The following is a 20,189-nucleotide window of genomic DNA, read 5'->3' on the forward strand; positions in this document are numbered from 1 at the left end:
GTGCACACCCCCCACGATGGGGCGATGCGCCGTGAGGACTCTCCCCGTGGAAGGCCGACGTCCACGCCCGACGGGCCGTCGCGGCACCCGTTCGACGAGTCGCTGGACGACGGGCGCGGACACGACTTCATCGGGCCGTGGGACCTGACCCACTGGCCGACCGCCGCCGGTCGCCGGCTCGCCGACCTGGCGGTCCGCGCCGGGCGCAGGTTCGCGCCCCACCAGGTGCTGGCGATCACGGTGGTCCTCGGCCTCCTGCTGACCGCGGCCCTGACGGCGCTGGCCAGCGAGGTCTACGAGGCCGTGGTGGAGGCCGAGGGCGTCGCCCTGCTGGACCGGCCGGTGCTGAACCTGGCGATCGCCCTGCGCTCCCCGGAGCTGAACTCCGCCGTCACCGCGTTCACCGACGTGGGCGGCACGGTCGGCATGCCGATCCTGGCCGCCACCGCTGCCGTCGGCCTGTCACTGCTGTGGCGGCGCTGGAGCCCGCTGGTCCTGGTGGTCGTCACGATGCTCGGCTCCCTCCTGCTGACGGTCGTCGGCAAGGCCGCGGTCGGCCGGATCCGCCCACCGCTGTCCCTGGCCGTGCCGCCGCTGGAGCAGAGCGCGTCCTTCCCCAGCGGGCACACCCTGAACGCCGTCGCCTTCGCCGGCATCGTCACCTACCTGGTGCTGCGCAGGGCGCGCCGGGAGTGGGGCCGGGTCCTCGTCGTCCTCCTCGCGGCTGCCTTCGCCGTCGCGATGGGGCTCAGCCGCGTCTACCTGGGCCACCACTGGCTCACCGACGTGCTGGTCGCGTGGGCCCTGGGCCTGGGCTGGCTCAGCGTCGTCATCACCGCCCACCGGCTCTTCCTCACCGTGCACCGGAGGCGCCGGGCCGCGGCGGGGGGATGAGCGGTGGTGCGGTGCGCCGCGGCGGCCCGGTCGGCGGGGTGCTGTGCCCGGTCCTGGCCGGCGCGGGGTGCGGCGGGCCCGCACCGCAACGGGGTGGCCCGCCCTCGGGGGCGAGGGCACGGGGGACGTCGACGCCCGCGCGTGCCCGGCGGCGTCAGGCCTTCCCGGGGGCGGTCTCGTGGGGGACGAGGAAGGTGGCGCCGTCCGCGGCGGTGACCCGGTCCCACTCCCCGAAGCCGGAAGCCGCTTCCTCCGGTGTGCGCGGGCCGCGTTCGGGGAGGCGGGGGCTGACCCCCTGGGCGGGGCCGCCGAGGGCGAAGGAACCCTGCAGGAGGACGTCGACCCAGCGGTGCCGGGATCGCGCCGGGCGGTAGTGGTAGGGGATCTCGCGGTCTTCCGGGTGCTGCACGTCGTCAGCCATGTCTCCCCCTCCGGGAGGGTGCCGCCGCCTGTGCGCCGAGCGTGGCGCGCCGGCTCCCGGCACACTTCGAGGCTAACCCGGAAACGGGCCGTCGGCGCGGGCGGCAGGTGGGTCCGCGCCGGGCAGGCGCCGGGGCCCGAGTTCGCCCGCGCACGACGACGCGGTTCCGCCACCGCACCTGCGCGAACCGGGGTGCCGCGCGCCCCTCCGGGTGCGAGGGTGTGGCATGGCCATCCCCGTCACCGGTTTCGCCCACGTCCGCCTCACCGTCACGGATCTGCGCCGTTCCCGGGAGTTCTACGACGCGCTGTTCGGCTGGGACGTTGCCTTCGAGGTGCCGCCCGGCGCCGACGAGAGCACCCGCGAGGCGCTCGCCTTCCTCTTCGGCGGCATCATCTACGCCGTCCCCGGCGGCCTGCTCGGCCTGCGCCCGGTCGCGGAGGGCGGCGACTCCTTCTCGCCGGACCGCGTCGGGCTCGACCACCTCTCGTTCTCGGTGGCCTCCCGGGAGGTCCTCGACGACGCCGTCGCCGCGCTGGAGTCCCTCGGCGTCGCGCACGCCGGCGTCAAGGAACTCGGTGGGAACCTGATCCTGGAGTTCCGCGACCCGGACGGCATCGCGCTGGAGCTCTTCGCCCCGGCCTGAACCGGTCGGCCCGAACCGCTGGTCACCCGAACCGCTGGACGCAGTCCGCCCGCTCGCCCGCGCTCACCTGAATCCAGGTGAGCGCGGGGAGCGGGCGGACTGCGTCGCAGGGAGGGTGCTCGGTCAGACCGCGAGCACGCCCTCGATCTCGAGGACGCGGTCGACGTCGAGGACGAGCAGCAGCGCGTCGTCGAGCTTGTAGGCGCCGCGGATGAGCTCGCGCACGGGGCCGTTCAGCGTGTCCGGCGGCGGCTCGAAGGTGGCGTCGGCGGCCTCGATGACCCCGCCGATGGAGTCCACCAGGAGGCTCCAGACCTCCTCGGCGGCGCGGACCACGACGTTCATCGCGACCTGGCCCTCGGCGCGGTCCGGCATCCGCAGGCGGCGGCGCAGGTCCAGCGCGGTGACGACCTGCCCGCGCAGGTTGATCAGACCCGCGACGGCGGGCGGGGCGAGGGGGGCCGGGGTGCGGGGCTGCTCGGTGAGCACCTCCTGCACACGCCTCACCTCGACGCCGAACAGGTGCCCGGCCAGGTGGAAGGTGGCGTACTGAGTCGACACGTCAGATCCCCAGGGTGGTGGCGGCGGCGGCGAGCTCGGCGCGAGCTTCCGCGGAGAAGAAGTTCGGGTCGGCCGCGAGGATCGCGGACCGGACGTCGAGCAGCTCCGTGACGCGGTCGCGGATCACGGCGGAGCCGACCAGGCCGGCGTCGTCGATGTCGCTGTGCGCGGACTGCTGCGACACGATGTCGACGATCTCGTCGACGACGATCGCCACGCTGCGCCCGCGGGCGGAGTAGACGACGCCCGGGAGCGACTCCGGCTCGGCCTCCTCGTAGCCGCGGTAGCTGCCCGCCAGGTGGTCGGAGAGGCGGACCAGCGGCAGGATCTCGCCGCGGTAGCGGACGACCTCGCGACGGCCGACGCGCTCGATGTTGGCGACCTTGAACTCCTCGAGGCGGGTGACGACCTCCAGCGGGATGGCCACGCGGCGGTTGCCGCCGAGGCCGACCACCAGCAGGCGCTGCTCGTCGCCGGCGGTCGCGGCGTTGGCCGCCTGCGCCGCGGCCGAGGCGTGCTCAAGGCCCTCGGAGCGCATCGTGCGGCGCGCCAGGGACTGCACGTCGAGGATCAGGCTGACCCGCCCGTCGCCGAGGATGGTGGCGCCGGCGTAGCTGCCGATGCTCTTCAGGACCCCGGACAGCGGCTTGACGACGATCTCCTCGGTGTCGAGGACGCGGTCCACGACGAGGCCGAAGCGGCGGCCGTCGGACTCCAGCACCGCGATGACGAGGCGGGTGGGCTCCTCCTCGCCGGCGGGGCGCTTCAGGCCGAGGGCCTCGTCGAGGCGGACCAGTGGCAGCAGCGCACCGCGCAGGCGGTAAACCTTCGCGCCGGCGACGTCCTCGATGGCGTTGGACATGCGGTCGGCGTCGAGGCTGACGAGTTCCAGCAGGTTCACCTGCGGCATCGCGTAGCGCTCACCGGCGCACTCGACGGTCAGGGCGGGGACGATGGCCAGCGTCAGCGGGATGCGCAGGCGCCAGATGGTGCCCTGCCCGGGGGTGGACTCGACGTCCACGGAGCCGCCGATGCGCTCGATGTTGGTCTTGACGACGTCCATGCCGACGCCTCGGCCGGAGACGTTGGTGACCTTGGCGGCGGTGGAGAAGCCGGCCATGAACAGGAACTGCAGGATGTCGTTGGTGGTCATCGTCTCGAGCTTCGCCTGCGAGACGAGGCCCTTCTCGACGGCCTTGGCGCCGATGACGGCGGGGTCGATGCCCTTGCCGTCGTCGCGGACCTCGACGAGGACCTGGCCGCCCTCGTGGGCGGCGCGCAGCCTCAGCGTGCCGGTCTCGGCCTTGCCGGCGGCGCGGCGGACCTCCGGCGGCTCGATGCCGTGGTCGACGGCGTTGCGGACGATGTGCGTCAGCGGGTCCTTGACGGCCTCGAGGAGCGTGCGGTCGAGCTCGGTCTCCTTGCCCTCCATCTCCAGCTTGATCTTGCGGCCCAGCATGTTGCCGAGGTCGCGGACCACGCGGGGGAGCTTGGACCAGAGGTGCTCGATGGGCTGCATGCGGGTGCGCATGACGCCCTCCTGCATCTCGCTGGCGACGAGGTTGAGGCGGTGGCAGGCGCGGGTGAGGTCCTCGTCGCGCAGGGAGCTGGCGCGCTGGAGGATCTGGTTGCGGGCCAGCACGAGCTCGCCGGCGAGGCGGACGAGGGTCTCCAGCAGCTCGACGTCCACGCGGATGGTGGACTCCGTGGCGGAGCCCTGGCGCGCGGTCTCGTGCTCGGCGGGTGCGGCGGGGGCAGCGGCGGCGGGGGCGACCTGGACCGGCGCCTCGGCGACGGGGTCCGGCTGCGGCTCGGGCTCCGGCTCCGGCTCCGGCTCCGGCTCCGGCTCGGCCTCGGCGGCGGCGTGCTTGGGAGCTGCCTCGGCGGGCGTCTCCGCGGGCGTCTCCGCAGGCGTCTCCGCGGGCGTCTCGGCGGGCGTCTCGGCGCCGGTGACGGCGGCCGGCGGCAGGACCGGGATCTCCCCGTCGAGGACGGCGCGGATCGCGGTGACGACCTGCTCGACCTCGACGCTGCCCTCGACGCCCTTCTCCTCGATGGAGTTCAGCAGGAGGCGGATGGTGTCCACCATGCGCAGCAGCACGTCGGTGGTCAGGGGGGTCATGACGAGCTGGCCGTCGCGCAGGCGGGCGAGGAGGTTCTCGCCGACGTGCGCGACGGCCTCCAGGCGCGAGAAGGCGAGGAAGCCGCTGGTGCCCTTGATGGTGTGGATGGTGCGGAAGACGCTGGCGAGCAGCTCGCGGGACTCGGGCTGCTGCTCGAGGGCGACGAGGTCGCGGTCGAGCTGGTCCAGGTTCTCGTAGCTCTCGACGAGGAATTCCTGGACGATCTCGTCCATGTCGTCCATGTGGTCCACTCCCGGCTGTCGTTGATCGCGCCTTCCGGCGTGCCTGCACAGAGCATCGGCACGCCGGGCCCTCACCTGAACAGCCGGTCCGGGACAGCCGGACGGAGCAACCGGTCGGGGCAACCGGTCGGGCGCCGGGCAGCACGGTCCCCGACGGACGGCGCCCCGTCCTCTGGGGAGGACGGGGCGCCATGGCCGTGCTGCTGGGGACTCGCTGGTGCGGGTGCCCCGGGGGGGCGGTGGCGGCTCAGGCGTTGCTGAGGCGCGAGAGCGCCAGCTGCACCAGCGTGACGAGGCTGTGCTTCGTCGCCGCCTTGCTGCGGGCGTCGGTGTAGACGAAGGGGATGTGCTTGCCGACGGCCAGCGCCTCCCGGACGTCCTCGAGGTCGTGCTGCGCCATGCCGTCGAAGCAGTTGACCGCCACGACGAACGGGATGCCGCGGGACTCGAAGTAGTCCACGGCCGGGAAGCACTGGTCGAGCCGGTCGGTGTCCACGAGGACGACCGCGCCGATGGCGCCCTTGACCAGGTCGTCCCACATGAAGAGGAAGCGGTCCTGGCCCGGGGTGCCGAACAGGTACAGCCACAGGTTCCCCGGCAGCGCGATGCGGCCGAAGTCCATGGCGACCGTGGTGGACGTCTTGCGCCCCGTGTTGATGCCCGCGTCGTCGACGCCGACGGAGTGCTCCGTCATCGCCGCCTCGGTGCGGAGGGGCTCGATGTCCGAGATGGAGCCGATGAAGGTCGTCTTCCCGACGGCGAACCCGCCGGCGACGACGATCTTGACGACCGTGGGGGCGGCTGCCGGAGCGGAGGCGTTCCCCGCCGGCGTTGCGGCCCCAGCGGGCTGGCTCACGTCAGAGCGAGGAAATGCCATTGAGAACACTCTCCAGGACGCTGATGGTGGTGGCGGGTTCCGCCGTGGTGGTGGTGGCCGGGAGGCCGTGGACGCGGACCTTGCCGGCGGCGGCCAGGTCGCTCACGACGACCCGGATGACTCCGACAGGCATGTGGACGTGCGCGGACAGCTCCGCGACCGAGAGGTACTGGCTCGCGGTGAGCTCGAGGATGCGCTTGCGTTCCGGCGTCATCCCGACCTCGGGCTGGGCGATGGCCTCCACCAGCGCCTCGACGGGGATGCCCGTCGAGGAGGTGCGTGTCCGGCCTCCCGTCACGGTGTACGGACGGACGGTGAACTCCTCGCCACCGTCTTCCTCGGCGTCGTCGGACCAGAGGTCCGCCTTGCCAGGAGGGGGAGTCATTCCACTCACCACCCCGCGGCAGCAGGCGCCGAGGACGTGGGCAGGTTGGCCCGCATCTCCGACACCAGCTGCGGGGTGAGGGTGGCCTCGCACCGCTGGACCAGCATCGCCATCTCGTAGCCGATGAGGCCGACGTCGCAGCCGGCGTCGGCGGCGACGGCGAGGACGGAGCCGTCGGAGATGTTGACGAGGAAGAAGAACATCTCGTCCATCTCGATGATGGCCTGGCGGACCTCGCCGGCGTCGAGCTGGCGTGCCGCCCCGCGGGACAGGCTCGACATGCCGGAGACGATGGCCGACAGCTGGTCACCGGCCTCGCGGTGCAGCTGGTCGGACATGGCCATCAGCAGGCCGTCCGCGGAGACGACCACCGTGTGGCGGACTCCGGGAGTGCTGCGGACGAAGTTGTCGAGGAGCCAGCTGAAGTCGGCGGCCTCGGAGCTCATCGCGGTCACAGTGGGTTTCCTCCGGTTTCGGTGCAGCGAGTGTCGGTGCAGCGGGTGTGGGTGCGGCGGGTGTGGGTGCAGCAGGTGGTGCGGTGCTGGGGCGGGCGCCCCGGTGGGGTGGTGCGGGCCCGGGGGGCGCCGGCGGCGGGTGCCGCCGGCGCGTCCGGGGCGGAGGTGGGATCGACCCAGGTGGGCTCGATCCAGGTCGGGTCAGTCCTGGGTGCGCTCATCCGCACCACCCTCCGCGGTCGGGGCGTCGCCCGGCTCGGTCGTGGCACGACCGCGGGAGACACCGGCCTGGAAGCCGCTCAGCATCGAGCGGACGTCCGCCGGCGCGCGCCGCTGGCGGGCGGCTGCCGGACGGGCCGCGACCGGCTTGGCGGCCGCGGGAGTCGCACCCGCCTGACGGCGGACCAGCGGCTGGGAGCCGCCGCCCATCGTCGGGCGGAAGGTGGCGCCCTCCGCCAGGGCGGAGAGGGCGTCGGCGGCCACCGACGAGCGCTGCGGACGGGCAGGCTCGGCGGCGGGAGCCGGGGCCGGGGCGGGGGCCTCGACGACCGGGGCGGCTGCCTCGGCGACGGGGGCCTCGGCCTCGACGGCCGGAGCGGCTGCCTCGGCGGCCGGGACCTCCGGGCGGCGGCGCTGCGGCAGCGCCGGGCTGACCGGGACCGGAGCCGGGGCCTCGGCGACGGGGGCCTCGGCGACGGGGGCCGGCGCGGCTGCCGGCGCCTGCGGGGCGGCGGCCTCCGCGCGGCTGCGCGAGGTCCACAGGGCCTCGGCGGCCGTGCGCGGCGGAACCGGGGACTCCCGACGGGTCCGCGGCTTGCCGGTACCGCGCTTGGGCAGGATGTCCTGCGCCGCACCGGCGGGTGCCGCCGCGCTCGAGGCCGCGGCGGGTGCCGGGGCCTCCCCCGCCTTGCGGCGGCGCGGCATCACCTTGGGGGCCTCCTTGACCGCCGGCAGGTTCTCCGGCGTCCAGCCGGCCTCCACCGACAGGGGGACGTCCACCTTGGGCATCACGGGCACGGCGGGCAGGCTCTGCGCCTTCGCGGCCGCGGGGGCCTTCGGAGCCTCGGGGGCCTGGGCGCCGCCACCGCGGGTGGGCAGCGGACGACGCGTGGGCAGCGAGGAGCTCGCCGTCGGGCGGGTGGGCTGCGGAGTCGGCTCCGGAGTGATCTCCTGCACCGAGCGGACGGCCTCGTCGGACATCGCGTCCAGCGGGGCGGTGACGCTGCTCGCCGCGGGAGCGGCGGGCAGCTCGGCCGGAGCCGGCGCCGCCGTGACCGCGGGGGCCGCGGAGACCGAGCCGGGCACGAACAGCGAGGGGCTCAGGTCGAGGGTGACCGTGGTCCCCTTGCCCTCCTCGGCGGCGATGCCGACCTCGACCTCGAGGCGGCCGGCGAGGCGGCCCACCACGAAGAAGCCGAGGCGCTGGGCACCGACGACCTCGCTGGCCTTGGCGCCGGAGATGCGCTGCAGGGCGTTGGTGACCTCTTCCTCGGGCATGCCGAGGCCCTTGTCGACGATGAGGACCTGCACGCCGGTCCCGGTCTCGGTGGTGGAGACGACGACCCGGGAGCTGGGGTCGGAGAAGTTGGTGGCGTTCTCCAGCAGCTCCGCGATCATGTGCGCGAGGGACAGCGCGAGGTGGCCGACGACCGGGGGGTCGACCTGGAGGGCCAGGTCCACGCGGTCGTAGTGCTCGATCTCACCGGCCGCGGTGCGGATCACGTCCGACAGCGGCAGCGGGCGGCGCAGGCGACGGCCCGTGTTGATGCCCGCGAGGACGAGCAGCGACTCGGCGTTGCGGCGCATCCGGGTGGCGAGGTGGTCGAGGGTGAAGAGGTCCTCGAGGGTGTCGGGGTTCTCCTCGGTGCGCTCCAGCTGGTCCAGGAACGCGAGCTGGCGGGCCAGCAGCGCCTGGTCGCGGCGGGCGACGTTGACGAACATCTCGGCGATGGAGGCGCGCAGGGCGGCCTGCTCGCCGGCGATGCGGATCGTCGTGGTGTTCAGGTCGTTGATGACGCGGCTGAGCTGGCCGACCTCGTCCTTGCTGTCGTCGTCCAGGGGGACGATCTCGACGCCGGGGCCCTCGCCGGGGGTCTGCATGCGCTCGACCATGCGGGGCAGCTCGTCGCGCACCTCGATGGCGGCGGCGGCCAGGCGGGCCAGGCGACGGCCGACGCTGCGACCGAAGACGATCGCGACGGCGAGGGCGAAGAGGATGACGAGCGCGCTGATGCCGGTGAAGAGGACGATCTGGGTCTGGGTGGCGTCCGCCTCCTCCTGCGCGGACTCCGCGAGCTCCTCACCGACCTGGGTGCCGAAGTCCTGGTAGACGGACACGAGGACGTCGGAGTTCTTGACCCACGCCTTCAGGTCGACGGCGCCGGTGGTCGCGGTGCCGTTGAAGATCTTGCGGGCCTCGGAGACCTCGCTCTGCGCGGCGGCGTTGGTGGCGAGGGCGTCGTCGAGCTCCTGCAGCTCGTCCTCGGGCAGCACGACGGGCAGCTGCTTGCCGAACATCTCCTGCTGGACGACGGCGGCGAGGCGCACGGCGGTGGCCTGCTGCGGGTCCTGGCCGCGCAGCAGGAGGACGCCCGCGAGCTGCTCCTGGGACACGGCGTCGGACAGGGACTGCACGGTGGCGAAGGCGCGCAGCTGCGCGGCCAGGTGCGGCTCGTCGGAGTCGTTCGCGACGGCGGTGATGAGGCCGATGGAGCCCTGGATGAACGCGGTGTAGCTGCTCAGGACCTGGATCGGCGGGATGACGCCGGCGTCGACGGCCTGGCGCAGCTTCGGCAGCGAGTCCCGGGTCCCGGTGACCATCTGGCGGTAGATGGGGGCCGCGGTGCCCTGCGACCAGTCGATGCCGGAGGAGTTGACCTTGTCCGCGGCGGCGGCGTAGGTGGCGTCGGTGTCCCGGCGGGCGGTGATCAGCTGGAGGCGGGTCGCGGGGTGCTTGTCCAGCAGGTACTGCATGCTCAGCAGGCGCTCGCGCTGGAAGGCGCGGTAGTTGGCGCTGGCGGCGGCCCCACCGCTGGCGAACTGGGCGAGAGCGCGCTTCTCCGTGGAGTGCTCGACGAACTGCAGGTTGAGGGCGGTCACGGTGCCGAGCAGGAGGGCCAGCGGCACAGCGAGGAGAGCGAGCAGCTTGGCTCTGATGCTCAGGTTCCGGAGCATGACGACCTTCCGAGACGAGGACGGACAGTGGCGCGGCCGGAGTGTGCGCACTCCACCGATCCACAGGTGCATCGGTCCGCAGGAGCGGCGGGGTGAGGAGCGTCCAGCAGCATCACCCGTTCGGCGCAACGGGCGTGGTGCTGAAGCCCTGCCGCCGGACGGGGTCACCATAGGCACCGTGGAGACCCCTGTGGACCCGGGTTCGACGGCCGTCGTGGTCCTGGCCGGCGGCGCGGCCCGGCGCTTCACCGCCCGCGCTGACGGACCGGAGTCGGACCACGACAAGGTGTGCGCACTGCTCGCCGGGCGCCCCCTGCTGGACCACCTCCTCGACGGCCTGCCGCCGGAGGTCCCCGTCGTGGTGGTGGGCCCGGCCCGCGCCACCTGCCGCCCGGTCACGACCGTCCGGGAGGATCCGCCCGGGGGCGGGCCGGTCGCCGGGCTGGCGGCGGCGGTGACGGCCCTGCCCGCGGGCACGGCCACCGTCGTCCTCCTCGGGGGCGACCACCCCTTCGCCGCTGCGGCCGTCCCGCGCCTCCTCGCCGCCCTGGCGGGCTCCCCCGCCGCCGCGTGCGCCGCGGGGGTCGACCCGCAGGGCCGCCGGCAGCCGCTGCTGAGCGCGCACCGGCTGCCGGCCCTGCGCGCGCGACTGGCGGGCGCACCGGCCGCGGGGCGGCGGTTGCGGGAGGTGCTGGCCGGGCCGGAGGTGGCGGTGCCCGTCACGGCGGAGGAGGTCCTGGACGTGGACACCGCCGAGGACCTCGACGAGGCGCGGCGCCTGCACGGACGCCGGCAGGGGCCGGGAGCGGGGGCGGGGTGAGAGGGGCGGGCCGCCCGGCGTGCCCGGTGCCGGCGCCGCTCCTACCCTGCGGTGCGTGCGCGCCATCACCGTCCCCTCCCCCGGCGGCCCCGACGCCCTCGTCCTCGCAGAGCTGCCGGACCCGGTGGCCACCCCCGGCACGGTGGTGGTGCGGGTGGCCGCGGCGGGGGTGAACCGCGCCGACGTCCTGCAGCGGCAGGGCCACTACCCCCCGCCGCCGGGGGCTCCGGAGCACCCCGGGCTGGAGGTCTCCGGGACCGTGGAGGCGGTCGGGGAGGGCGTCGGCGGGATCGCGGTCGGGCAGGAGGTCTGCGCGCTGCTCGACGGCGGGGGCTACGCGGAGTTCGTGGCGGTGCCCGCCGGGCAGGTCCTGCCGGTGCCCGCGGGGGTGGGGCTGGTGGAGGCCGCGGCGCTGCCCGAGACCGCCTGCACGGTGTGGAGCAACGTGTTCATGCTCGCGGGGCTGCGCCCCGGGGAGCTCCTCCTCGTGCACGGCGGGGGCAGCGGCATCGGCACCGCGGCGATCCAGCTCGCCCGCTGCGCCGGGGCCCGCGTGGCCGTCACGGCCGGTTCGGCGGCGAAGCTCCAGCGCTGCGCCGAACTGGGCGCCGAGGTCCTCGTGAACTACCGCGAGCAGGACTTCGTGGCCGAGGTCCGGGAGGCCACCGGCGGACGGGGCGCGGACGTGGTGCTGGACGTGGTGGGCGCGAAGTACCTGCAGCGCAACGTGGAGGTGCTCGCCCCGAACGGGCGGATCGTGGTCATCGGCCTGCAGGGCGGAACGCGGGGCGAGCTCGACCTGGGGCGCCTGCTGGCCAAGCGCGGGGCGCTGCTGGCGACGTCGCTGCGGGCGCGCCCGGCGGAGGAGAAGGCCGCGATCGTGGCGAGCGTCGCCGAGCACGTGTGGCCGCTGGTGGCGGCGGGACGGGTCCGGCCGGTCGTGCACGAGGTGCTCCCCCTGGCGGAGGCCGCCCGCGCGCACGCCGTGATGGAGGAGTCCTCCCACACGGGCAAGCTCCTGCTGGTCCCCTGACCCGCCCGGCCCTCTTCCCCTCCCCCGCCTCTCTCCTCCCCCTCCCCTGCCCGCCCCACCCCTCCTGCCCGCCCCCCGCCCGGAAAGGACCCTTTCCGGGGTCAAGACCCTGTCCCCGACCCCGGAAAGGGTCCTTTCCGGGCAGGAGGGGTGTCGGGAGGAGAGAGGGTGTCGGGAGGAGAGAGGGTGTCGGGAGGAGAGAGGGTGTCGGGATGCAGGGGTGGAGGGGCCCTCAGACGCCGTCGCCCCCGGTTCCCGGTGCCTCGGCGCCGACGGGGGCCTCCCCGGCTGCAGCGGGTCCGGGGACCGCCGGAGCCTGGGCGGGGGGCGGAGCGGGGACGGCGACGGCGACGGCCAGGACGCGGGCACGGCCGGCTGCCTTGGCCGCGTAGAGGCGTCCGTCGGCGAGGCCCAGCAGCTTGTGCGGGGCCAGCGCGCCGTCCCACTCCGCCACCCCCGCGGAGAACGTCTGCCCGAACGGCGTGACCGCCAGCAGCCGCTCCACGACCTGCGCCCCGGCCGCGGCCTCGAGTCCCGGCAGCACGAGCGCGAACTCCTCACCGCCGTAGCGGGCGATCGTCCCGCCGGGCAGGCACCAGCGCAGCTCCGCCGACCACGTCCGCGCGGCCTCGCGCAGCAGCTCGTCCCCCGCGGGGTGCCCGTGCGTGTCGTTGAAGCACTTGAAGCGGTCGAGGTCGAGGAGCCCGACGCTGAGCGGCTCCCCGGAACCGGCCGCCGAGCGCATCGCCCGCCCCAGCTCGTGGTCGTACGTGCGCCGGTTCGCGAGGCCGGTGAGCGCGTCGGTGCGGGCCAGGACCTCCAGCTGCGCCCGGTGCGCCTCCACGGCCCGCACGAGCAGCAGCATGCGGGTCAGGGTGAGCAGGAACAGGACGACCGCGGCGGTGGCGACCGCCCGGACGTGCGGCTCGGAGCCGGTGAGGTCCCGCACGAGCAGGGTCGCCGGCGCGAGCAGGCCGGCGACGGCCAGTGCCGCGGCCCGGCCCGGGCCCAGGCGCTCCACCTCCGTCTCGGTGCGCTCGAGCAGCCTGCCCGCCTCCGGGTGCCAGAGGGCCAGCACCAGGAACAGGGAGAACATCGCGTAGCAGGAGTTGATGAACGGCATGGCGGTGAGCGGGAGCTGCTCGACCACCACGGCCGCGTAGACGAGGTCGCCGACCAGGTAGCTGGCCAGTGCGGCGCTGATGAGCAGCAGTGCCGCCCGGCGGCCGGCGGCGCCGACGAGGAGGCGGGCCAGGACCCCCAGGACGAGCACGTCGAGGACGGGGAAGGCCACGCCGACGACCCGGGCGAGGACGGGCACGTCGGAGTCGGTGAGCTGGTTCGCCACGAGGAAGACGTAGACGACGACGCCGAGACCCACGGTGATGGTCGCGGCGTCGAGGAACGCGCTGGGGTCCCGCCGGGCGGTGCGTCTGCGCACGACGACCACGCCCGCGGCGATGAGCTGGGCGTAGGTGGCGAAGTAGAAGAGGTCCGGCCAGTCCGCGAGGTGGTCCCGGTGCAGGAGCTCGTAGTTCAGCGTCCAGGCCCAGTCCCCGAGGATCCCCGTCCCGATGGCCCCGGCGAGCAGCCAGCCGACGGGCCCGAGCGTGCGGCGGCGGCGCACCGCCGCCGTGAGGGCCGCGGCGAACGCGGCGAGCAGCAGGGCGGAGGGGGCGAGCTCGTGGGGGATCCCGTCGGGGCTCGCGGTGAGCACGTTCACGCCGAACGCGAGCGCCAGGCAGCTCAGCACGGCGAGCAGGGTCGCGCGAACCCCCCACGGGCCTCGGACGTCCCGCGGGGTCGGGGCACTGGTCCCGGCCATGGCCCTGCATCGACGCCGGTTCGCCACCGCTGCAGGCGGATCGGCTTCCCCGGGACGGCGGTTCACCCGGCCGGGGGAACGGAGAGGGTCCGGGCAGGACCGATCGAGGGAACCGCTCACTCGATGCCCGCACGGCCGCGGCTGGATCCAGGGATCCGCTCACTCGGCGCCGGCGAAGGCGGCGATCCGCACGCCGGCCCGCTCCAGGGCCGCCCGGACGGCACGGGCCATGTCGACCGCTCCGGGGGTGTCGCCGTGGACGCAGACGGAGTCCACCAGCACGGGCAGCAGCGTGCCGTCGGCGGCCGCGACCTCGCCGGTGGTCACCATCCGCACGACGCGCTCCGCGACGACGGCGGGGTCGTGCAGGACAGCGCCCTCGCGGCCGCGCGGCACCAGCCCGCCCTCGGGGGTGTAGGCCCGGTCGGCGAAGGCCTCCGCGACGGTCCGCAGCCCGGCGGCGCCCGCGACCCGCAGGAGGGCGGAGCCGGCGAGTCCGAGGACGGGCAGGCCCGGGTCGTAGCGCCGCACGGCCTCCACCACGGCACGTGCCTGCACCTCGTGGGTGACGACCGCGTTGTAGAGGGCGCCGTGGGGTTTGACGTAGCGGACGCGGCCGCCGCTGGTGCGGGCGAGACCGTCGAGCGCGGCCAGCTGGTACAGCAGGTCGGCGACGAGGTCGTCGGGGTCGTAGTCGATGAACCTGCGACCGAAGCCGGCGAGGTCGCGGTAGGAGACCTGTGCGCCGACGGCGACGCCGCGCCGGGCGGCGGTCTCGCAGGTGGCGAGGAGCGTGCGGGGGTCGCCGGCGTGGAAGCCGCACGCGACGTTGGCGCTGGTGACGAGGCCGAGCATGGCCTCGTCGTCACCGAGCCGCCAGGCACCGAAGCCCTCTCCGAGGTCGCTGTTGAGGTCGACGGCGGCGGGGGGTTGCGGGGTCACGGCGCGCTCCTCGTCGGGACGGGCGGACGGACCCGCGGGGCCCGGTCCGGGGCGTGGCCCGACGGTATCCCCCACCCGGCGGTGCGGGGTCGCGCGACGCCGCTGCGGGGTGACGCGGCCGGCTCGCGCCGCGCGCACGCAGAAGCGGGGGGCCGCCCGTGGCGACCCCCCGCTCCGTTCCGGCGTCAGGCCGGGCGCAGCTGCCAGTGCTGGCAGGCGTTGCCCAGCCGAGACCACTGGCGCACGTTCGCGCCGTCGGCCGTGCTGCAGTTCTCCACGTCGAGCACCTTGCCGCTGTTGCGGTTGGTGATGTGCACCCAGCCGCCGAGGGCGGCCGTGGCCGGCTGGAACTCCTGGCAGGCGTTGCCCAGGCCGGTCCACTGCTGGACGTTCGCGCCGTCACCGGTCTGGCAGTTGGCGATGTCGAGGACCTTGCCGCTGGCGACGTTGATGATGCGGCTGTGCTCGTTGTAGCGGTCCTCGAAGCGCCACTTCTGGGCGTTGTTGCCGTTGCAGGTCCACTGCCGGACGTTGGCGCCGTCGGCGGTGGAGGCGTTGATGACGTCCAGGCACTTGCCGCTGTTGCGGTTGACGATGGTGAAGACGCCGGAGACGGTGGTCGTCTCGCCGGAGGGGCCGGCCAGCGACGCGCCGAGACGGACGGGGACCCCGAAGTTCGGGGTGCCGTCGGAGTTCCAGGTCACCCGCTGCGCCCGCAGGGATCGGCCGTTGTCGCAGCCGTCGGTGGCGGCGTCGTTGGCGTGGTAGACGTTCCACGTCTCGGTGCCGTCGGGCGAGGTGAAGAACTGGTTGTGCCCGGGGCCGTAGACGCTGTTGGCGTCGTTGCGCTGGAACACGGGGTTCGGGGACTTCACCCAGGAGGTGGCCCTGGTGGGGTCGGCGCCGTTCCAGGTGAGCAGGCCCAGCTTGTAGTCGGGGGTCCAGCACCCGCTGGCGGAGTAGGCCATGAAGGTCTTCCCGCCGCGCTGGAGGATGGCGGGGCCCTCCTGCACCGGGTGTCCCTGCCGCTCCCACGCGAGGGTGGGGGTGGAGATCTGCGTCCGCGGTCCCGAGGGGGTCCACGGGTTGGACAGGGGCATCACGGCGAGGTTCTGGGTGCCGCCGGCCTGGATGCTGCCGAACAGGTAGAGCTTCCCGCCGAGGTTGGCGACGCTGCCGTCGATGAACCAGTCGTCCCGGTTGGGGTCGAACAGCCGGTTCTTGTAGACGTACGGGCCCATCGGGTTCGTGCCGACGCTCTCCAGCACGTGCATGCGCTGGGTGATGTTGTAGTCCTGCACGCACTGGCCGGCGGTGTAGTACAGGTACCAGCGGGTGCCGTTGGGGCCGGCGAGCTTGTGCAGCTCCGGGGCCCACATGTTGCAGCCGCGGGACGTGTTGGTGTCGTGGTAGACGGCCACGTCGGGCGCGGTGGCCAGACCGGCGAGGGTCTTCGACGTGCGCATGGTCAGCGTCGAGCTCCAGCTCGTCGCGATCATGTAGTAGTTGCCGCCGTCTTGGACGATGTGCGGGTCGGCGCCCTTCTGGGGCTTGATCGGGTTGGTGAAGGTCTGTCCGGGAGCCGCCGTGGCCGAAACGGCCGGCAGGGCGGTGAGCACTCCGAGGGACAGCAGGGCGGCCGACAGCGCCGCCCTCATCCTGGGCATGGGCATGGCACGTCCGTTCTCGAGTCGGCATCGACGCGATCGCAGGGCGAGATGGGGGGAGGGCCGGGCAGGAGACACCGTGAACCCGGGAGGGACGCAACACTCACCCGTCCGGGCGCGTTCGTCAAGCCCGGGATCCGTGGACCGTCCGGCGGCCCGCACCACGGCCCCGGCGAGGGGCCGCCGGTCACGGGTGTGGCCCGTCCGGTGACGGGGCGTGGTTCCAACGAGGCACGGGACACCCGTTCGGGTTGACCCGCACGGGCCATCTTGCAGCCCCCCCGACCGCCCGTGTAGCTTCCGTCTTCTCGATGTGAGCGTTAACAAAGCCGGTCCGTCACCGTTGACAGACGACCGCCCGCGTGGCCCACATCGCCTTCATCCGCAGCCGCGTCCAGCGAGGGGCGCGGCGGTCGAGAGGACGCACATGGGCGTGCACCCCCACCAGGACCCGCTGTCCGGCACCGAGCGCCGGCCCGCGGGCAGGTTCCGCAAGCTGGGCGCGGCGGTCGCCGCCGTGGCCGCACTGGTCGCCGGCACCGCGGCCCAGGCGTCCGCGCAGTACGTCGAGATCAACAACGTCGTGGTGGAGCAGCGCGCCGACCCGGCCGTCATCCGGCACAGCGACGGCTACTACTACATGACCGCCTCCGTGCCGGACTACAAGCGGCTCGAGCTGCGGCGCTCCACCACGCTGCAGGGGCTCGGCTCCGCGGCGACGAGCACGGTGTTCACCGCCCCCTCCACCGGCCCCCTCTCGGGCTGGATCTGGGCGCCGGACGTCCGCTTCCACGACGGCGCCTGGTACCTGTACTTCTCCGCCTCGCCCTCGAACGCGACGTTCGACCAGCGGCTCTACTACATGAAGAACACCTCGGCGAACCCGATGACGGGCACCTGGTCTGCGCCGCAGCGGATGTACACCCACGTGGAGAGCTTCCAGCTCGACCCCGCCACGTTCGAGCTGGGCGGGCGGCGCTACTTCACCTGGGCGCAGAAGGACCCGAACAGCGGCGACAACAGCCACGTGTTCATCGCGAGGATGACCAGCCCGACGACCATCGACCGCAACACGGTCGCCACGATCGCCAGGCCCACTTACGCCTGGGAGCGCGAGGGCTACCCCGTCGCCGAGGGCCCGCAGACCATCATCAGGAACGGGCGGGTGTTCATCGCCTACTCCGTGGCGGCCACGGACTCCCGCTACAAGCTGGGCCTGGTCAGCGCGTCGACCTCGGCGGACCTGACCAACCCGGCCTCGTGGACGAAGTCGGCGACGCCGGTGTTCTCCACCGCCAACGGCGTCTACGGCCCCGGCCACGGCAGCTTCACCGTCGCGGAGGACGGCAAGACCGACATCCTCGTCTACCACGGCCGCGACTACGCCGACCCGTACCCGGACGCGCTGCGCGACCCGAACCGGCACACCCGCATGCAGCAGCTGTTCTGGAGCGACAACGGCTACCCGTTCTTCGGGCAGCCGATGCCCAACGGCCGGACGCCGCTCGGCATCAAGGGCGCGCACAGCGGCAAGTGCGTGGACAACTGGGCCTTCGACAAGACGCCCGGGGCCCTGGTGCGGCTCTACGACTGCAACGGCAACACGGCGCAGCAGTTCGAGTTCAACTACCTCGGCAACCGGTACTACGAGATCCGCAACCGCAACACGGGGACCTGCCTCGACAACGCCAACGGCAGCACGGCGCTGAACGCGAACGTCGGTCTCTACCCGTGCAACGGCACCACCGCGCAGCAGTGGGGGATCCGCGACCGCGGCAACGGCTGGTTCCAGCTCTACAACGTCGCCGGGCGCACCTGCCTCGACAACTACGAGTGGAACACCGCCAACGGTGCCCGGATCTCGCTGTACACCTGCAACACGGGTGCGGCGCAGATGTGGCGCCGCGGCTGAGGAGTGCCTTCTCCGGAGGGGCCGGTGCGCTTGGCGCACCGGCCCCTCCGCACGTCCGGGTGGCGCCTCCCCCGTGAGGTCAGCGGCCCCCCGCAGCCGGGGAACCGGGCCGCGGGCGGGAGGATCGCGCCCAGAGCACGACCGCGAGGGCAGCCGCGGCGCCGGGTGAGCAGCACCCTCACGCCCCCCTGCGGCCCGGCACGGCCAGCGCCCCGGGCGGCGGCAGCCCTTGCCCGGCGGGAGGACGGGGAGGATCGTCGCCGGCATGGGGTTCTTCGCCGAGCAGGTCCGGCCCCGGCTCCTCGACGCCACGATGCGCACTCCCGCCATGCTGGCCGCCCGCGCCCGCGCGTGCTCCGGCCTCAGCGGCGACGTCCTGGAGATCGGCTACGGCTCCGGCCTCAACCACGGCCACCTGCCGTCCGCCGTGCGCGGCGTCTGGGCCGTGGAGCCCTCCTCGACCGCGCTGCGCATCGCCGCCGGCCGCACGGCGGGTTCCGGCGTCCCCGTGATCCTCGCGGGCGACGACGCCCAGTCCCTGGACCTGCCCGACGCCCGCTTCGACGCCGCCCTGTCGACGTGGACCCTGTGCGGCATCCCGGACCCGGTCAGGGCCCTGCGCGAGGTCGCCCGCGTGCTGCGTCCGGGAGCGGCCCTGCACTTCGTCGAGCACGGTCTGGCGCCGGAGGAGTCCGTCGCCCGCTGGCAGCGGCGCGGCAACCGGTTCAACCGCAACCTCGGCGGCTGCCTCCTGGACCGCGACATCCCCGCACTGGTGCGGGCGGCGGGCTTCCCCGTCGTGGAGGTGCGGACCCACTACCTGCCGGGTGCACCTCGCGCCGTGGGCTGCACGTACGAGGGGCGGGCGCGCACCGCGGGACCCGCCTGACGGACGCCGGCGGAACCGGTCAGCACGGACCCCAAGGTTGCTCTACCACTTGGTCAACCAAGTGGACCGCGACACGTCGGCGGGCGGCTACGCTCGACCCGTGGAGGACCCCGCCGAGACGGTGCAGCAGCGCGGCACCCGCATCGACGGCCGCCGTCGCCGCTACGAGCACCGCCGCGACGAGCTGCTGCAGGCCGCCGCCGCGCACGCCCTCGAACACGGCCTCACCAACCTCACCCTGCGGCGGATCGCCGAGTCCGTCGGGGTCAGCCACGCCACGCTCGTGCACCACTTCGGCACCCGGGACCGGCTCGTCGCCGAGATCGTGGACACCGTCCTCACCCGGTCCTTCACGGCACCCGAGGTGATCCGCCCCCCGGCCGGCGAGCACCCCCTGCGCGCGCTGTGGCGGCACGGCACCGGAGAACGCGGCCTGCGCTCGCTGCGGCTCTTCTTCGCCATCACCGGCCAGAGCCTCCACGGCGAGGCGGCGCTCGCCGACGCCGTCCACCGCTCCCTGAGCGAACGCACCGGCCTCGTCGCCGCGGGGCTGCAGCAGGCGGGCTGCCCCGAGCGGGACGCGCTGCCCCTGGCAACGCTCGTCCTCAGCGCCATGCGCGGCCTCGTCCTCGACCTGCTCGTCACCGGCGAGCGCGCACGGGTGGACGCGGCGTTCAACGCCCTCGTCGCGGACGTCGACCGCCGCGCCGCGAGCTGGACCCGGCCGGCCGGAGCCGAGCCGGACGCCGGGGGCAACACGCAGGGCGGCTGAACGCCGGCCCCCTCTCCCCCGGGAGGACCGGGGCCGGTGGGCTGCGACGGCTCAGGCGGACGGGCCGCCCGCGGGCCCGCCGTCGCCCCGGAGCTGCCCGAGCATCTCCGGCAGGTCGAAGAACGTGGCGATCGCCACGGCCGAACGCCCGCCCAGCTCCGGGTCGGCCCCCGCCGCCAGCAGGTCGGCCACCACCTCCCGCGAACGCCGGAACGTCGCCGCGGCCAGCGCCGTCTGGCCCTTGTCGTTCACGCGGGCGGTGTCGGCCCCGCGCTCCAGCAGCATCCGCACGGTCTCCGGGTGCACGTGGTAGGCCGCGAGGATCAGCAGCGTGTCGCCGCCGGAGTTCGTCAGGTTGACCGGCAGCCCGGCGTCCAGCAGCTCCGCGAGGCGGGCGGTCTCACCGCTGCGCGCCAGGTCGAACGCCGCCTGCAACAGGCGCAGCTCCTCCGCGCCGAGCTCGTGGGGAGCCAGCCGGCCCGCTCCCGGCTCGGACGGTTCCTGCGTGTGGGGGGTCTGCTCGCTCACCCCGGAAGTCTAGGCAGACGTCC

General features: G+C 74.2%; 18 protein-coding genes. 7 read left to right on the forward strand and 11 right to left on the reverse strand.

Annotation, left to right across the window (positions count from 1 at the left end; all coding sequences use genetic code 11):
* Nucleotides 1-24 precede the first annotated feature (24 nt).
* Nucleotides 25-894: a phosphatase PAP2 family protein gene (locus CLV92_RS14975; RefSeq protein ID WP_104433981.1), complete on the forward strand. Its 870-nt coding sequence runs from the start codon at nucleotides 25-27 to the stop codon at nucleotides 892-894.
* A gap of 154 nt (nucleotides 895-1,048) precedes the next feature.
* Here CLV92_RS14975 and CLV92_RS14980 read toward each other — a convergent pair whose 3' ends face one another.
* Entirely contained in the window at nucleotides 1,049-1,315 is a 267-nt protein-coding gene (locus tag CLV92_RS14980; protein ID WP_104433983.1) for a hypothetical protein, read from the reverse strand.
* Between the two features lie 226 nt (nucleotides 1,316-1,541).
* Here CLV92_RS14980 and CLV92_RS14985 point away from each other — a divergent pair, with 226 nt between their 5' ends.
* Nucleotides 1,542-1,961, forward strand: a complete 420-nt coding sequence (locus tag CLV92_RS14985; protein ID WP_104433985.1) for a VOC family protein — start codon at nucleotides 1,542-1,544, stop codon at nucleotides 1,959-1,961.
* A gap of 123 nt (nucleotides 1,962-2,084) precedes the next feature.
* Here CLV92_RS14985 and CLV92_RS14990 read toward each other — a convergent pair whose 3' ends face one another.
* From CLV92_RS14990 to CLV92_RS15015, 6 genes are all read right to left on the reverse strand, one after another.
* Entirely contained in the window at nucleotides 2,085-2,522 is a 438-nt protein-coding gene (locus CLV92_RS14990; protein ID WP_104433987.1) for a chemotaxis protein CheW, read from the reverse strand.
* A gap of 1 nt (nucleotide 2,523) precedes the next feature.
* The gene (locus tag CLV92_RS14995; protein ID WP_104434137.1) at nucleotides 2,524-4,887 is read right to left on the reverse strand and encodes a chemotaxis protein CheA; all 2,364 of its coding nucleotides are present in this window, start codon (nucleotides 4,885-4,887) and stop codon (nucleotides 2,524-2,526) included.
* Between the two features lie 247 nt (nucleotides 4,888-5,134).
* Nucleotides 5,135-5,764 (reverse strand): GTP-binding protein, encoded by a 630-nt coding sequence (locus CLV92_RS15000; protein WP_104433989.1) that lies wholly within the window; start codon nucleotides 5,762-5,764, stop codon nucleotides 5,135-5,137.
* Nucleotides 5,745-6,149: a DUF742 domain-containing protein gene (locus CLV92_RS15005; protein WP_104433991.1), complete on the reverse strand. Its 405-nt coding sequence runs from the start codon at nucleotides 6,147-6,149 to the stop codon at nucleotides 5,745-5,747. The genes CLV92_RS15000 and CLV92_RS15005 overlap by 20 nt, the downstream gene beginning before the upstream one ends.
* A gap of 5 nt (nucleotides 6,150-6,154) precedes the next feature.
* Nucleotides 6,155-6,604 carry a roadblock/LC7 domain-containing protein gene (locus CLV92_RS15010; RefSeq protein ID WP_104433993.1) on the reverse strand — a complete coding sequence of 150 codons (450 nt, stop codon included), beginning with the start codon at nucleotides 6,602-6,604 and terminating at the stop codon, nucleotides 6,155-6,157.
* Nucleotides 6,605-6,805: 201 nt separating this feature from the next.
* On the reverse strand, nucleotides 6,806-9,778 hold the full coding sequence (locus tag CLV92_RS15015; protein WP_158257267.1) for a sensor histidine kinase: 2,973 nt from the start codon (nucleotides 9,776-9,778) through the stop codon (nucleotides 6,806-6,808).
* A 178-nt stretch (nucleotides 9,779-9,956) separates the two neighbouring features.
* Between CLV92_RS15015 and mobA the strand changes: the two genes are divergently transcribed.
* Both mobA and CLV92_RS15025 read left to right on the forward strand, forming a co-directional pair.
* Nucleotides 9,957-10,598 (forward strand): molybdenum cofactor guanylyltransferase, encoded by a 642-nt coding sequence (gene mobA, locus CLV92_RS15020; RefSeq protein WP_211291154.1) that lies wholly within the window; start codon nucleotides 9,957-9,959, stop codon nucleotides 10,596-10,598.
* 55 nt (nucleotides 10,599-10,653) lie between these two features.
* On the forward strand, nucleotides 10,654-11,631 hold the full coding sequence (locus CLV92_RS15025; RefSeq protein ID WP_104434141.1) for an NAD(P)H-quinone oxidoreductase: 978 nt from the start codon (nucleotides 10,654-10,656) through the stop codon (nucleotides 11,629-11,631).
* A 232-nt stretch (nucleotides 11,632-11,863) separates the two neighbouring features.
* Here CLV92_RS15025 and CLV92_RS15030 read toward each other — a convergent pair whose 3' ends face one another.
* The 3 genes from CLV92_RS15030 to CLV92_RS15040 form a co-directional block, all read right to left on the reverse strand.
* On the reverse strand, nucleotides 11,864-13,384 hold the full coding sequence (locus CLV92_RS15030; RefSeq protein ID WP_146099565.1) for a GGDEF domain-containing protein: 1,521 nt from the start codon (nucleotides 13,382-13,384) through the stop codon (nucleotides 11,864-11,866).
* Between the two features lie 231 nt (nucleotides 13,385-13,615).
* Nucleotides 13,616-14,398 carry a LamB/YcsF family protein gene (locus CLV92_RS15035; protein WP_104433999.1) on the reverse strand — a complete coding sequence of 261 codons (783 nt, stop codon included), beginning with the start codon at nucleotides 14,396-14,398 and terminating at the stop codon, nucleotides 13,616-13,618.
* 185 nt (nucleotides 14,399-14,583) lie between these two features.
* Nucleotides 14,584-16,065, reverse strand: a complete 1,482-nt coding sequence (locus CLV92_RS15040; RefSeq protein WP_211291155.1) for a family 43 glycosylhydrolase — start codon at nucleotides 16,063-16,065, stop codon at nucleotides 14,584-14,586.
* 427 nt (nucleotides 16,066-16,492) lie between these two features.
* Between CLV92_RS15040 and CLV92_RS15045 the strand changes: the two genes are divergently transcribed.
* The 3 genes from CLV92_RS15045 to CLV92_RS15055 all read left to right on the forward strand — a co-directional run bounded on the left by CLV92_RS15045 (nucleotide 16,493) and on the right by CLV92_RS15055 (nucleotide 19,638).
* Nucleotides 16,493-17,977, forward strand: a complete 1,485-nt coding sequence (locus CLV92_RS15045; RefSeq protein WP_104434003.1) for a family 43 glycosylhydrolase — start codon at nucleotides 16,493-16,495, stop codon at nucleotides 17,975-17,977.
* A 265-nt stretch (nucleotides 17,978-18,242) separates the two neighbouring features.
* Nucleotides 18,243-18,866: a class I SAM-dependent methyltransferase gene (locus CLV92_RS15050; protein ID WP_104434005.1), complete on the forward strand. Its 624-nt coding sequence runs from the start codon at nucleotides 18,243-18,245 to the stop codon at nucleotides 18,864-18,866.
* A gap of 100 nt (nucleotides 18,867-18,966) precedes the next feature.
* Nucleotides 18,967-19,638, forward strand: a complete 672-nt coding sequence (locus tag CLV92_RS15055) for a TetR/AcrR family transcriptional regulator (protein WP_158257268.1) — start codon at nucleotides 18,967-18,969, stop codon at nucleotides 19,636-19,638.
* 51 nt (nucleotides 19,639-19,689) lie between these two features.
* Here the strand turns inward: CLV92_RS15055 and CLV92_RS15060 are convergent, their stop codons facing one another.
* The gene (locus CLV92_RS15060; protein ID WP_211291165.1) at nucleotides 19,690-20,112 is read right to left on the reverse strand and encodes an ankyrin repeat domain-containing protein; all 423 of its coding nucleotides are present in this window, start codon (nucleotides 20,110-20,112) and stop codon (nucleotides 19,690-19,692) included.
* Nucleotides 20,113-20,189 lie beyond the last annotated feature (77 nt).

Source organism: Kineococcus xinjiangensis (genome assembly GCF_002934625.1).
Lineage (GTDB): Bacteria > Actinomycetota > Actinomycetes > Actinomycetales > Kineococcaceae > Kineococcus_A > Kineococcus_A xinjiangensis.